Source organism: Achromobacter veterisilvae (genome assembly GCF_037619525.1).
Lineage (GTDB): Bacteria > Pseudomonadota > Gammaproteobacteria > Burkholderiales > Burkholderiaceae_B > Achromobacter > Achromobacter veterisilvae.
On sequence record NZ_CP148753.1, the window covers coordinates 2,219,119 to 2,232,688 of the forward strand.

General features: G+C 65.2%; 14 protein-coding genes. 9 read left to right on the forward strand and 5 right to left on the reverse strand.

Translation table 11 applies throughout. The annotated features are described in order from the left end of the window. Positions 1-216: 216 nt before the first annotated feature. Positions 217-1,263: a UDP-N-acetylmuramate dehydrogenase gene (gene murB / locus WHX56_RS10275; RefSeq protein ID WP_338881138.1), complete on the forward strand. Its 1,047-nt coding sequence runs from the start codon at positions 217-219 to the stop codon at positions 1,261-1,263. 69 nt (positions 1,264-1,332) lie between these two features. Here the strand turns inward: murB and dapB are convergent, their stop codons facing one another. Beyond that, the gene (gene dapB / locus WHX56_RS10280; protein ID WP_129243655.1) at positions 1,333-2,124 is read right to left on the reverse strand and encodes a 4-hydroxy-tetrahydrodipicolinate reductase; all 792 of its coding nucleotides are present in this window, start codon (positions 2,122-2,124) and stop codon (positions 1,333-1,335) included. A 16-nt stretch (positions 2,125-2,140) separates the two neighbouring features. Then, positions 2,141-2,677, reverse strand: a complete 537-nt coding sequence (locus tag WHX56_RS10285; RefSeq protein ID WP_338881140.1) for an outer membrane protein assembly factor BamE — start codon at positions 2,675-2,677, stop codon at positions 2,141-2,143. Positions 2,678-2,830: 153 nt separating this feature from the next. On the opposite strand from WHX56_RS10285, the gene fur reads away from it, so the two are divergent. Further along, positions 2,831-3,250 (forward strand): ferric iron uptake transcriptional regulator, encoded by a 420-nt coding sequence (gene fur, locus WHX56_RS10290; protein WP_043543731.1) that lies wholly within the window; start codon positions 2,831-2,833, stop codon positions 3,248-3,250. A gap of 146 nt (positions 3,251-3,396) precedes the next feature. Here the strand turns inward: fur and recN are convergent, their stop codons facing one another. After that, positions 3,397-5,049 carry a DNA repair protein RecN gene (recN, locus tag WHX56_RS10295; protein WP_129243661.1) on the reverse strand — a complete coding sequence of 551 codons (1,653 nt, stop codon included), beginning with the start codon at positions 5,047-5,049 and terminating at the stop codon, positions 3,397-3,399. A gap of 13 nt (positions 5,050-5,062) precedes the next feature. Further along, positions 5,063-5,962 (reverse strand): NAD kinase, encoded by a 900-nt coding sequence (locus WHX56_RS10300; protein ID WP_129243664.1) that lies wholly within the window; start codon positions 5,960-5,962, stop codon positions 5,063-5,065. Between the two features lie 141 nt (positions 5,963-6,103). On the opposite strand from WHX56_RS10300, the gene hrcA reads away from it, so the two are divergent. The 7 genes from hrcA to dnaJ all read left to right on the forward strand — a co-directional run bounded on the left by hrcA (position 6,104) and on the right by dnaJ (position 12,839). Next, positions 6,104-7,108: a heat-inducible transcriptional repressor HrcA gene (hrcA, locus tag WHX56_RS10305; protein WP_129243667.1), complete on the forward strand. Its 1,005-nt coding sequence runs from the start codon at positions 6,104-6,106 to the stop codon at positions 7,106-7,108. A 45-nt stretch (positions 7,109-7,153) separates the two neighbouring features. Beyond that, a complete protein-coding gene (gene hemH / locus WHX56_RS10310; RefSeq protein ID WP_338881141.1) occupies positions 7,154-8,269 on the forward strand; it encodes a ferrochelatase in 1,116 nt (371 codons plus the stop codon). Next, positions 8,259-8,495, forward strand: coding sequence for a hypothetical protein (locus tag WHX56_RS10315; RefSeq protein WP_129243671.1), 237 nt, complete (start codon positions 8,259-8,261; stop codon positions 8,493-8,495). Before hemH ends, WHX56_RS10315 begins: the two co-directional genes overlap by 11 nt. 124 nt (positions 8,496-8,619) lie before the next feature. Further along, the gene (gene grpE / locus WHX56_RS10320; protein ID WP_129243675.1) at positions 8,620-9,177 is read left to right on the forward strand and encodes a nucleotide exchange factor GrpE; all 558 of its coding nucleotides are present in this window, start codon (positions 8,620-8,622) and stop codon (positions 9,175-9,177) included. 17 nt (positions 9,178-9,194) lie between these two features. Then, positions 9,195-9,596, forward strand: coding sequence for a thioredoxin family protein (locus WHX56_RS10325; RefSeq protein ID WP_338881142.1), 402 nt, complete (start codon positions 9,195-9,197; stop codon positions 9,594-9,596). Positions 9,597-9,676: 80 nt separating this feature from the next. Next, positions 9,677-11,602, forward strand: coding sequence for a molecular chaperone DnaK (gene dnaK / locus WHX56_RS10330; RefSeq protein ID WP_056321286.1), 1,926 nt, complete (start codon positions 9,677-9,679; stop codon positions 11,600-11,602). A gap of 109 nt (positions 11,603-11,711) precedes the next feature. Further along, positions 11,712-12,839 carry a molecular chaperone DnaJ gene (dnaJ, locus tag WHX56_RS10335; RefSeq protein ID WP_129243681.1) on the forward strand — a complete coding sequence of 376 codons (1,128 nt, stop codon included), beginning with the start codon at positions 11,712-11,714 and terminating at the stop codon, positions 12,837-12,839. A 255-nt stretch (positions 12,840-13,094) separates the two neighbouring features. Here dnaJ and WHX56_RS10340 read toward each other — a convergent pair whose 3' ends face one another. Then, on the reverse strand, positions 13,095-13,484 hold the full coding sequence (locus tag WHX56_RS10340; RefSeq protein ID WP_129243684.1) for a DUF4148 domain-containing protein: 390 nt from the start codon (positions 13,482-13,484) through the stop codon (positions 13,095-13,097). Positions 13,485-13,570 lie beyond the last annotated feature (86 nt).

Genomic DNA, 13,570 nt, shown 5'->3' on the forward strand with positions numbered 1-13,570 from the left:
TCACTCCGATCAACTTGGTTATCGATCGGAAGGCGCGCATATTACATGATTTTTTCGAGCTTGTCATTTGGCCTGTGTGGCCCGGCCTTGTTCACTGCATGCAGTTTTCGAACAAACCCGGAAATTCAGGGCAAGCAACTTGGGGAAAAAAGCTCAACCATGCTCAATAAAGTAATATGAGCGAAGACAGAAACTATAGCATACCTAGTTGTACCCATGTCAAATCCACCTGCCGAAGGCGCTGCGCTCCATTCCTTGTCCCCGGCCATCCAGGACCTTACCCGGCTGAATACGCTGGGCCTGGTTTCGCGGGCCGACGCTTTCGTGACACTGACCGATCCGGCGCAGTTGCCAGCGGTATCGCGCCTGGCGAGGGACGCGTCTTCCTTGCTGGTGCTGGGCGGGGGCAGCAATCTGGTGCTGCCCGAGCGGGTGGCGGGGCTGGTGGCGCGGGTTGCGTTCAAGGGCGTGCGGCTGCTGGAGGCCCGGCCCGATGCCTGGTTGGTTGAGGCGGCGGGCGGCGAGACCTGGCATGGTTTCGTCGAAACCTGCGTCGGGCAGGGATGGGACGGGCTGGAGAACCTGGCGTTGATTCCCGGGACGGTCGGCGCGGCGCCGGTGCAGAACATCGGCGCCTATGGCGTCGAGCTGCAGGAACGCTTCCATAGCCTGACCGCATGGGACGTGCGCGAGGGCCGCTACGTCGAAATGAGCGCGGCGGACTGCCGGTTTTCCTATCGTGACAGCGTCTTCAAGCATGGCGAACCGGGGCGCTGGATCATCGTGAGCGTGCGGTTCGCCTTGCCGCGGCCCTGGCGGCCGGTGCTGGGCTATCCCGACCTGCAGCGCCATGCGCGGCTGGCGGCGGGCGCGCCCGCGGCGCGACAGGTCTTCGACGCCGTATGCGAGATCCGCCGAGCCAAACTGCCCGATCCGGCGGTGACGGGCAATGCGGGCAGCTTTTTCAAGAATCCCATCGTCTCGGCCGACACGCGCGATGCGCTGGCCGGCCGCTTTCCCGGCCTGGTGTCCTACGCGCAAGCGGACGGCCGCTGCAAGCTGGCCGCGGGCTGGCTGATCGACCAATGCGGCTGGAAGGGCCGGACGCTGGGCGCCGCGGGCGTTCATGACCGGCAGGCGCTGGTGCTGGTCAACCGCGGCGGCGCCGGCGCGGCCGACATCATGGCCTTGGCGCGCGCCATACAGGACGCGGTGTTCGAGCGCTACGGCGTGAGGCTCGAGCCGGAACCCGTGGTGGTTTGACCCGGCGACGCGCGCCGGGCGCCCAAAAAAAAGGACCCGGTTGGGTCCTTTTCTGTTTCCGGGGCGGCGTCAGAGGCCCAGGACGGATTGCATGTCGTACAGGCCGTTGTGCTTGCCTTCCAGGAAGCGGGCGGCGCGCAGCGCGCCTTCCGCGTAGGTGGCGCGGCTGGAAGAGCGGTGCGTGATCTCGACGCGTTCCCCGATGCCGCAGAAGGACACCGTGTGGTCGCCCACGATGTCGCCGCCGCGCAGGACGGAGAAGCCGATGGTGCCGGGCTTGCGCACGCCGGTGTCGCCGTGGCGGCTCCAGGTGGCGATGTCAGGCAGGGCGACGTCCCAGGCCGATGCGATGGTCTCGCCCATTTTCAGGGCGGTGCCGGAGGGCGCGTCCACCTTGTTGCGGTGGTGCGCTTCGAAGACTTCGACGTCGTAGCCGGCGTTCAGGATGCGCGCGGCCATGTCGAGCAGCTTGAGCGTGGCGTTGACGCCCACGCTCATGTTGGGCGCGAAGACGATGCCGATCTTCTGCGCGGCGACCTCGATCGCGGCGCGGCCGTTGTCGTCGAAGCCGGTGGTGCCGATGACGGCCTTCACGCCATGCTTCACGCAGGCCTGCAGATGTTCGAGCGTGCCTTCCGGGCGGGTGAAGTCGACCAGGCAGTCGGCCTGGGCGAGCGCGTCCAGGTCGTCCGTGATGGCCACGCCGGTCTGCTTGCCCAGCGGCGCGCCGGCGTCCTGGCCCAGCGCGGCCGAATCCTTGCGGTCCAGCGCGACCGCGAGCTGCAGGCCGGTGGCGTTCAGGACGGCGTCGATCAGCATCTGGCCCATACGGCCGCTGGCGCCGGCGATTGCGATACGCATGGCGGAATCCTTGGAATTAATTGAGCGGCTCGGGCGTGTTGCCCGGTTGGCCTGGGTACTGGTTCAGCGGGTTGACGGGGGCGGCGGAGTCGCGCCGGCTTTCGGCGTCTTCTTCCTTCTGGCGGGCTTCGTCCTCGTTCAGGCGTTTTTCCGTCTTTTCGTCGGAAATCGCATTGGGCGTGTTGATCTGGTAGGGCTGGAGGTCGGGCTGCTTGTCGCCTTCCCAGCGGACCAGACGGTCGTTTTCGAACCAGACGGTGAATTTGCGCTCCTGCGCGTCGCCGTAGCCGGGCTTGAAGTAGTAGGGGTAGTCCCAGCGGTTGGCGTGCAGCACGCTGGTCAGCGTGGGGCTGCCGAGCGCGAAGCGCACCTGCTCGCGGGTCATGCCCGGCTGCAGCAGGGCGACCTGTTCCTGGGTGATCCAGTTTCCTTGCTGGACGGGGGCCTTGTACGGGAAACCCCACTTGTCCCCCGTGCATCCGGCCAGGGCGACGGCCAGGGCGGCGACGGCCAAACCGGTCTTGAGCGAGCGGGAGGGAATTCGTGCAATCATGGACACTACGCGCCCCTATTATTTGGAAGCAGACAAAACCGTTATCATAAAGGTTTCATAAGGATAGTTCCGCGTGGCGGCATGAATTCGGTGAGCCGGCTTGCGGTGCACCCATCCTTGCCCATGCCAACGCGGACGGAGAGCGATTACACCATGAGCGACCAAAGCGAACTGAAGAACATGGGTTTGAAGGCGACGTTCCCGCGCCTGAAAATTCTTGATATTTTCCGGAAATCGGACCAGCGGCACCTCAGCGCCGAAGACGTGTACCGCGCCCTGATCGGCGAAAACGTCGAAATCGGCCTGGCTACCGTATACCGCGTCCTTACCCAGTTCGAACAGGCCGGCATCCTTGCCCGCAGCCAGTTCGACAGCGGCAAGGCGGTGTTCGAACTCAATGACGGGGACCACCACGATCACCTGATCTGCACGAATTGCGGCAAGGTGGTCGAGTTTTCGGACCCGGAGATCGAAAAGCGCCAGCAGAAGATCGCCAAGGATAATTCCTTCGCCCTGGAGAGCCACGCCATGGTGCTGTACGGCATCTGCGGCAGTTGCATGAAAGGACGCTGATCCCCGGGCGTTAGCCCCTCGGCCCGCGGCAGCGCTCGCAGCGGGTCCGTAAGATCCAAAGCCCCTTCCATTAGAAGGGGCTTTTTTTGTTGCGCGAGCGGTATCGGGTGTCGGGCACTCGTATCCCCCGCCCCCTGGGCCGAGCGCTATCTTTCGAAGCCTTGCAGCATTTCGCGCGCATGTTCGCGCGTGGTGGCGGTGAGCTTGATGCCGCCCAGCATCCGGGCGATTTCCTCGACGCGGGCCTGGGCATCCAGTTCTTCGATGCTGGAGCGCGTGGTGCCCCGCGATTCGGCCTTGCTGACCAGGAACTGGTTGTTGGCGCAGGCCGCGACCTGGGGCAGGTGGGTCACGCACAGCACCTGGTGGCGTTCGCCGAGTTCGCGCAGCAGCTTGCCCACGACCTCGGCCACCGCGCCGCCCACGCCGCTGTCGACTTCGTCGAAGATCAGGGTGGGCACGCGCGCGGCGCGGCTGGCGATGACGGACAGCGCCAGCGAGATCCGCGACAGTTCGCCGCCCGAGGCCACCTTGGCCAGCGGGCGCGGCGTCGTGCCGGCATGGCCGGCCACCAGGAATTCCACCTGTTCGTTGCCATGGGCGGACGGCGCCGAGGCGCCGAGCACGGGCTCGAACTTGCCGCCCTGCATGGCCAGCGTCTGCATCGCCTGGGTGACCAGCTTGCCCAGGTCCTTGGCGGTCTTGCGGCGCGCCGCCGTGAGTTTCGCGGCGGCCGCGTCGTATTGCGCCTGCGCGGCCAGCGCCTGGGCGCGCAGCGCCTCGACGTCGCCCGCGGCCTGTAGCGCGGAGAGCTGGGCGTGCAGCGTTTCGCGCAGTTCGCACAGGGCGTCGGGGTCGACGCGGAACTTCCGGGCGGTCTCGAACACCAGGCTCAGCCGGATTTCCACGGTGTCCAGCCGCTGCGGGTCGAGCTCGACGCGGCTGACGTAGTTGTTCAGGTCGGACACGGCCTCGGTGATCGCGATGCGCGCGGATTCCAGTTCTTCGTACACGCCCCGCAGTTCGGGGTCGCGGCGCAGCATGTGCTGGATTTGATTGTCGGCCTGGGCGAGGCGGTGGTGCGCGGAGTCGCCTTCCCCGTCCAGCGCTTCCAGGATCCGCGTGGCGCCTTCCAGCAGGGATTGCGCGTGCGACAGGCGCGTGTGCTCGGACTGCAGCGATTCCCATTCGTCGGGGCCCAGGGCCAGTTGGTCCAGTTCGTCGACCTGCCATTGCAGGCGGTCGCGTTCGGTGGCCAGGCTTTCGGCGTCCTTTTCGGCGGATTCGAGCTGGCGCGCCAGCGCGCGCCACTGCTTCCAGGCCTGGCCGACCGCGTGCCGCAGTTCGCCATGGCCGCCATGGGCGTCCAGGAGGTCGCGCTGCGCGTCGGGGCGCATCAGGCTTTGGTGCGCGTGCTGGCCGTGGATGTCGACCAGGCTGTCGCCCAGCTCGCGCAATTGCGCGACGGTGGCGGGCGTGCCGTTGATGTAGGCGCGGCTGCGGCCCTGCGCGTCGATGACGCGGCGCAGGGACAGCTCGGCGTCGGCGTCGATCTCGCGTTCTTCCAGCCAGGCATGCAGCGCCTTGGGCGTGTCGAAGACGGCGGTGATGTCGGCGCGCGCCGCGCCTTCGCGCAGCATGCTGGCGTCGCCCCGTTCGCCGAGCGCCAGCGCCAGCGCGTCCACCAGGATGGATTTGCCCGCGCCGGTCTCGCCGGAGAAGACGGTGAAGCCGGGACCGAAATGGATCTCGGTCTGCTCGACGATGACGAAGTCGCGGATATGCAGGGTGCGCAGCATGTCGGGGCGCTTACTACTCTACGTTGTCGGTGGCCTGGGGCATCAGATTCCAATGCAGCTTGCGGCGCAGGGTGGAGAAGAAACTGTAGCCTTCGGGGTGCACGAAGCGGATGGCATAGGGCGCGCGCTGCACGACGATGCGGTCTCCCGGCTGCAGGTCGGACCAGGTCTGCATGTCGAAATGCACGCTGGCGCCGACTTCCACGCGGCCCATGGCCGTCAGCGTCATGTTGAGCACGCCCGTGTCGGGGATCACGATGGGGCGGTTGGACAGCGTCTGCGGCGCCACGGGCACCAGCACCATGGCGTTCATGCCCGGGTGCAGGATGGGGCCGTTGGCCGACAGCGCGTAGGCGGTGGAGCCGGTAGGGGTGGCGATGATGAGGCCGTCGGCGCGCTGCGTGTACATGAAGGCGCCGTCCAGTTCGACCCGCACTTCGATCATGCCGCCGCGCCCCGCGCGGTTCAGGACCACGTCGTTCAGGGCGGTGGCGGAATACATCTTCTGGTCGCCGCGCCACACGCTGCCTTCGAGCAGCGTGCGTTCTTCGATCTGGAAGCTGCCTTCGAGCACGCGCGCCAGCGCGCCATGCGCGTCCTGCAGCGCGATGTCGGTGATGAAGCCCAGGCGCCCGTGGTTGATGCCGATCAGCGGCACGCCATAGGGCGCCAGGTGGCGGCCCGCGCCCAGCACGGTGCCGTCGCCGCCCATCACGACGGCCAGCGACGCGGTCTTGCCGATTTCCTCCAGCGTGGCGACGGGGTATTCGGTCAGCCCGGTATTGCGCGCCGTGTCCGCATCGATGAGCACGTGCCGGCCCGCCTGCGCCAGCGCGTGGGCAAGTGCTCTCAGCGGTGTATCCAGGCCGGTGTCCTGGTATCTGCCGATCAGGGCGACGGTAGGAAAGTGCATGGCTGCTTGCGAATCCAAAAAAGGCGGGCCCGAGGCCGAAACCCGCCCGGAACGGGCCGTTTAGCCGATTATATGGGGCCGCATATCGGCTTGCGGGACAAAAATCGCCTCAATCGGAAAAGTTTCCCTAAAATACCTGTTATGGATGACCGTGCACGCGCACTACTGAAAGCGTTGATCGAACGCTATATCGCCGATGGGCAGCCAGTCGGCTCGCGGACGCTATCGAAAGTCTTCGACTTGTCCCCGGCCACGATCCGCAATGTGATGGCGGACCTGGAAGAACTGGGCCTGATACACAGTCCGCACACCTCCGCCGGCCGCGTTCCCACGCCGCGGGGCTACCGCATGTTCGTCGATTCCCTGCTGGCGGTGCAGTCCTACCAGCTTGAGCCCCACAACATGGGCGAGATGCTGGCGGCGGCCGAGCCCACCCGGGCCGTCAACGCCGCGGCGGCGCTGTTGTCCAACCTGACCCAGTTCGCCGGGGTGGTGCTGACGCCCAAGCGCGCGCAGGTGTTCCGCCAGATCGAATTCATCCGCCTGTCCGACAAGCGGGTGCTGCTCATCATCGTCACGCCCGACGGCGACGTCCAGAACCGCATTCTTTTCGTCCAGCGCGACTACGCCGAGACGGAATTGCTGGAAGCCGGCAATTTCTTCAACATGCACTTCGCCGGCAAGTCCTTCAACGTCGTGCGGCAAACCCTGTCCACCGAACTGGCCCAGTTGCGGGAAGATATTTCCCGCCTGATGCAGGCGGCCGTCGAGGCCAGCGCGGAAGCGGCCGAGGACGGCGACGCCATGGTGATTTCCGGAGAGCGCAAGCTTCTGGACGTGACCGACATCGCGTCCGACATGGACCGCCTGCGCAAGATGTTCTCGCTGTTCGAGAAAAAGACCGATTTGCTGCAACTGCTGGACGTCTCCAGCCGCGCCCAGGGCGTGCAGATCTACATCGGCGGCGATTCGCAGCTAGTCCCGATGGAGGAAGTCTCCGTCATCACCGCGCCCTACGGCGTGGACGGCAAGGTGGTGGGCACGCTGGGCGTGATCGGTCCGACGCGCATGGCGTACGAGCGCGTGATCCCCATCGTGGACATCACGGCGCGCCTGCTGTCCAACGCCCTCAGCCACAACCAGTAGGTCCATTCAAAGCGACATCCTCCTGTTGGAGGAAGGGGAGTTTTTGTGTTTCTTCGCCTGTTCAAGTACTTGTGGCCTGAACGGTACCTGCCCGAGCCCGAGCAGGACGACCCCTTCGACGAAGATCCGCCGCCGCGCGGGTCCGGCAAGACCGGCGTGCTGCTGGTGAACCTGGGCACGCCGGACACGCCGGGCAAGCAGGACATACGCAAGTACCTGGGTGAATTCCTGTCCGATCCCCGGGTGATCGAGATCCCCCGCTACCTGTGGAAGCCGATCCTGCACGGACTGGTCCTGACGATGCGGCCCAGGAAACTGGAGCCGCGCTACGCCGGCGTCTGGATGAAGGAAGGCTCGCCGCTGATGGTGTACAGCCAGCGCCAGGCCGACGGCGTGCGCGCCGCGCTGCGGGAGGCCGGCATCGACGCCGTGGTCGAACTGGGCATGCGCTACGGCAATCCGTCGATCCCCGACGCCATCGCGAGCCTGCGCCGGCAAGGCTGTGAACGCATCCTGACGGTGCCGCTCTATCCCCAGTACGCCGCCAGCACCACCGCCACGGTGGTGGACGCGGTGACCCGCCACGCGGCCCGCCTGCGCGACCAGCCCGAACTGCGCTTCATCAAGCGCTTCCATGAAGAGCCCGCCTACCTGGACGCGCTGGCGGGCCGCATCGAGCGCTACTGGCAGGAGCACGGCAAGCCGCAGAAACTGGTCATGAGCTTCCATGGCCTGCCGCGGTATTCGATCGAACTGGGCGATCCGTACTACCGCGATTGCATGGATACGGCGCGGCTTTTGTCGCAGCGCCTGTCGTTGCCGCGCGAGCAGATCGAAGTGACCTTCCAGAGCCGTTTCGGCACCGCCCGCTGGCTGGAGCCCTATACCGAGCCCACCTTGAAGGTGCTGGCGGCGGCAGGCACGACGGAGGTCGATGTGGTGTGCCCGGGTTTTGTGGCAGACTGTCTGGAAACCCTGGAAGAGATCAGCCTGGAATGCCGCGACGCCTTCATCGGGGCGGGCGGCCGGCAGTTCCGCTACATTCCGGCGATCAACGACGATCCGGCCTGGATCGCAGGGCTGGCCGGCCTGGTGGAACGGCACTTGCAGGGATGGCCCACGCACATCACGGACTTGAAGGAGAAGGCGCATGCACCATGATCCCAAGACTGGCAAGGTAGTAAAAAAGGGGACGGTAAGCACTCCCGTGCATGAGGATCAGGTCGAGCACGAACTCGACGAGGCGCTTGCCGAGACCTTTCCGGCCAGCGATCCCATCGCGATTAACCCTGAACCGGAAGACGACGACGAGCGCATGGACCGCGCCTTGAAGGAAAGCTTTCCGGCCAGCGATCCGGCCGCCCCCGCGCAACCCAAGAAGAAGTAGGCGGCCGGGCCGGCGGGCGCACCCCCTGGGGGCCTCCAGGGAATATTTCGCTTTCCCGGGCTTGAAATAGGGGTATTGGCCCCCATTCATGTCTGCGAAAGCCATTCTTTTTGGAGGATTCCCCATGACGGCACCGAACGAGCCTGTAGATCAGACGCCCGAGACCGGCGGCAACGCCGGCGCGGCCCCCGCCGCCGAGGACGCCGCGCAGGCCGAGCTGAACGAGTTGCGCGCCCAGCTTGACGCTGCCCAGGCGACCGTCAACGAACAGCATGATCAACTGTTGCGGGCCCATGCCGAAGCCGACAACGTGCGCCGCCGCGCCCAGGAAGACGTGTCCAAGGCCCGCAAATTCGGCATCGAGTCGTTCGCCGAAAGCCTGGTGCCCGTGAAGGACAGCCTGGAGGCGGCCCTGGCGCAGCCCGACCAGACCGTGGAAACGCTGCGCGAAGGCGTGGAAGTGACCCTGAAGCAGCTCACCGCCGCCTTCGAGCGCAACCTGCTCAAGGAAATCGCGCCGGCCCAGGGCGACAAGTTCGATCCCCACCTGCACCAGGCCATTTCGTCCGTCCCGGCCGAACAGCCTGCCAATACCGTGCTGCAACTGCTGCAGAAGGGCTATGCCATCGCCGACCGCACGCTGCGTCCGGCACTGGTGGTGGTGTCCGCCGGCCAGAGCTGAATCCGGCCCTTCGCGCCATGAGCGACCCCCGTTTCGATCCCTCGCAGGTATTCCAGGCGTTCGGCATGCGCCATGTCGATTCCCAGGGTTTCGACGCGGCCGTGGTCCAGGCGCCCGGGGCCGACCTGCGCTGCGTGTTCCTTTGGGGGCAGGATTGCTATAACTGCAATCTCTTCAAGCAGGCGGCCCTGATGCACCGCGAGGCGCTGCTGGAACTGGGCCTGACCTGGTTCGAGGCGGACGTCTACGCCGACGAGCCCCTCGGACGGCGCTTCTCGCTTCATGGCGTCCCCACTTTTGTACTGTACCGGTCCGGGAAGCGGCTGGGCCGTATCACGGGCTGGCCCGGGCTGCCCCAGTTCACGGCCGCGGTCCGGCACCAGCAGGAAATTGCCGAAAATTCCGGCCAGGCGTCTTGAAAAACCCTGCCCACAGCCCCAGTTATGGGGGGACAGGAAATTTCTCTCCAATTTCATAGATTTATTCAAGGTAACCCACCATGAGCAAAATTATCGGCATTGACCTGGGCACGACCAACAGCTGCGTGGCTGTCATGGACGGTGGGCAGGTCAAGATCATCGAAAACGCGGAAGGCGCCCGCACCACCCCCTCCATCGTCGCCTACATGGACGACGGCGAGACCCTGGTCGGCGCGCCCGCCAAGCGCCAGGCCGTGACCAACCCGCGCAACACCCTGTACGCGGTGAAGCGCCTGATCGGCCGCAAGTTCGAAGAAAAGGCGGTGCAGAAGGACATCAACCTGATGCCCTACGCCATCGTCAAGGCCGACAACGGCGACGCCTGGGTGGAAGTGCGCGGCAAGAAGATGGCGCCTCCCCAAGTGTCGGCCGACGTGCTGCGCAAGATGAAGAAGACCGCCGAGGACTACCTGGGCGAAGAAGTGACCGAGGCCGTCATCACCGTGCCCGCCTACTTCAACGACAGCCAGCGCCAGGCCACCAAGGACGCCGGCCGCATCGCGGGCCTGGAAGTCAAGCGCATCATCAACGAACCCACCGCCGCGGCGCTGGCGTTCGGCCTGGACAAGACCGAGAAGGGCGACCGCAAGATCGCCGTCTATGACCTGGGCGGCGGCACGTTCGACGTGTCCATCATCGAAATCGCCGACGTCGACGGCGAAAAGCAGTTCGAAGTGCTGTCGACCAACGGCGACACCTTCCTGGGCGGCGAAGACTTCGACCAGCGCATCATCGACTACATCATCGCCGAGTTCAAGAAGGAACAAGGCGTTGATCTGTCCAAGGACGTGCTGGCCCTGCAGCGCCTGAAGGAAGCGGCCGAAAAGGCCAAGATCGAGCTGTCCTCGGCCCAGCAGACCGAAATCAACCTGCCGTACATCACGGCGGACGCCTCGGGTCCGAAGCACTTGAACCTGAAGATCACGCGCGCCAAGCTGGAAGCGCTGGTCGAAGAACTGATCGAACGCACGATCGAGCCCTGCCGCGTGGCCATCAAGGACGCCGGCGTGAAGGTTTCCGACATCGACGACGTGATCCTGGTCGGCGGCATGACCCGCATGCCCAAGGTCCAGGAAAAGGTGAAGGAATTCTTCGGCAAGGATCCGCGCAAGGACGTGAACCCCGATGAAGCCGTCGCCGCTGGCGCCGCCATTCAAGGTTCCGTGCTGTCGGGCGACCGCAAGGACGTGCTGCTGCTGGACGTGACGCCTCTGTCGCTGGGTATTGAAACCCTGGGCGGCGTGATGACCAAGATGATCCAGAAGAACACGACCATCCCGACCCGGTTCTCGCAGACCTTCTCGACCGCTGACGACAACCAGCCGGCCGTGACGATCAAGGTGTTCCAGGGCGAGCGCGAAATCGCCGCGGGCAACAAGGCCCTGGGCGAGTTCAACCTCGAAGGGATCCCGCCGTCGCCGCGTGGCATGCCGCAGATCGAAGTCACGTTCGACATCGACGCCAACGGCATCCTGCACGTGTCCGCCAAGGACAAGGGCACCGGCAAGGAAAACAAGATCACCATCAAGGCCAACTCGGGTCTGTCGGAAGACGAGATCCAGCGCATGGTCAAGGATGCCGAGGCCAACGCCGAGGAAGATCACCGCGTCGCCGAACTGGCCCAGTCGCGCAACCAGGCCGACGCGCTGGTGCACGCCACCCGCAAGTCGCTGACCGAATATGGCGACAAGCTCGAGGCTTCCGAAAAGGAAAGCATCGAAGCCGCCATCAAGGACCTGGAAGACACGCTGAAGGAAGGCGACAAGGCCGCGATCGACGCCAAGGTGGAAGCCCTGTCCACGGCATCGCAGAAGCTGGGCGAAAAGATGTACGCCGACATGCAGGCGCAGCAAGCCGCCGGCCAGCAGCAAGCGGCCGACAACGCGAAGCCGGTGGACGACAACGTCGTCGACGCCGACTTCAAGGAAGTCAAGCGCGACCAATAATGGCCGGACGCTGACCTGCCTTTGCCGCCCGGTAGCCGGAGAAATCCGCCTACCGGGCGTACTCATTCTGTAGCACTGAAAAGAAGGCTCGTTTTCGAGCCCACGGATCATGGCAAAACGCGACTATTACGAAATCCTGGGCGTTGCAAAGAACGCCTCGGACGACGATCTCAAGAAGGCCTATCGAAAGCTGGCCATGAAGTACCATCCGGACCGCAATCCGGACAGCAAAGAAGCCGAAGAGAAGTTCAAGGAAGCCAAGGAGGCCTACGAGGTCCTGGGCGATGAGCAAAAACGCGCCGCGTATGACCGCTACGGCCATGCGGGCGTGGATCCCAACGCCGCTGGCATGGGCGGCGGCATGGGCGGCGGTTTCGCCGACGCCTTCGGCGATATCTTCGGCGAAATCTTCGGCGGCGGTGGCGGCGGGCGCCGTGGCGGCGGCCCGCAGGTCTACCGCGGCGCCGACCTGAAATACGCGCTGGAAATCACGCTCGAGCAGGCCGCGGCGGGTTTCGACACCGAGATCCGCGTGCCTAGCTGGGAACACTGCGACACCTGCCACGGCTCGGGCGCCAAGCCCGGCACCTCGCCCAAGACCTGCCGCACCTGCGGCGGATCCGGCGCCGTGCGCATGCAGCAGGGCTTTTTCAGCGTGCAGCAGACCTGCCCGACCTGCCATGGCAACGGCAAGGAAATCACCGACCCGTGCCAGGCCTGCGACGGCGTGGGCCGCATCCGCCGCAACAAGACCCTGCAAGTCAAGATTCCGGCCGGCATCGACGACGGCATGCGCATCCGCTCCAGCGGCAACGGCGAGCCGGGCATCAACGGCGGTCCTCCGGGCGACCTGTATGTGGAAATCCACATCAAGCAGCACAAGATCTTCCAGCGCGACGGCGACGACCTGCATTGCGAATTGACCATCCCGTTCACCACCGCGGCCCTGGGTGGCGAACTCCAGGTGCCGACGCTGGGCGGCAAGGCCGAGATCTCGATCCCCGAAGGCACGCAGTCGGGCAAGACCTTCCGCCTGCGCGGCAAGGGCATCCGCGGCGTGCGCGGCAGCTACCCGGGCGACCTCTACTGCCACGTCGTGGTGGAAACGCCGGTGCGCCTGAGCGACGACCAGAAGAGCATCCTGCGCCAGTTCGAGGCTTCGCTGAACGACGGCGGCGACCGCCATTCGCCGCAAAGCAAGTCCTGGACGGACCGGGTGAAGGAATTCTTCAGCTAGACCGCCGCGAGAGGGAACGAAGAAAACCGCGACAGCCGTCGCGGTTTTTTTTCGGCAAACAAAAACCGCGGCTTTCGCCGCGGTCGTACTGCTGCTTCCACTTCTACTGCTATTTCAACTTCAACTTCAACTTCAACTTCGACTTCTACTGCTACTTCAAGTATTGCTACTGCTACTTCAAGCGCCGCTGTCGCCGGAAAAAACCGGCCTCAAGCCATGATGCCGCCCGAGGCCGGCCGGGCCACAGCAAGCAGCTCACCGGGCGATCGGCGGGTATTCCAGTTCGCCGAACGTGTATTGGCCACTGGCCTTGGCTTGCGACAGTTCGGCCTGGACGTCGGCGCGCGATTTGCCGCCGGCCGAAACCGCCGAAACGGGCGGGTATTCGAGTTCGCCGAACGTGTATTGGCCGCTGAACTTGGCCTGTTGCAACTGGGCTTGCACGTCGTGCGAGCTCAGGCTGGCCGCGTGGGGCTGGGCGGGCGGATAGTCCAGTTCGCCGAAGGTGTACTGGCCGCTGGCCTTGGCCTGTTGCAGTTCGGTCGCCACTTGGGCGCTGCTCTTGGCTTGTTCGATGCCGGCCGCCTGGGCGCCGACGCCCGCCAGGGCCAGGGAAAGCAGAAGGGTGGTGGCTAGGGTTTTCATGGTAGACCTCCAATTCGTCTTGAGTGGGGACCGAATCCGGCGGCCCTCCGTCGTGGTTCGTTGTTTGTTCCCGATGACTGAATTGT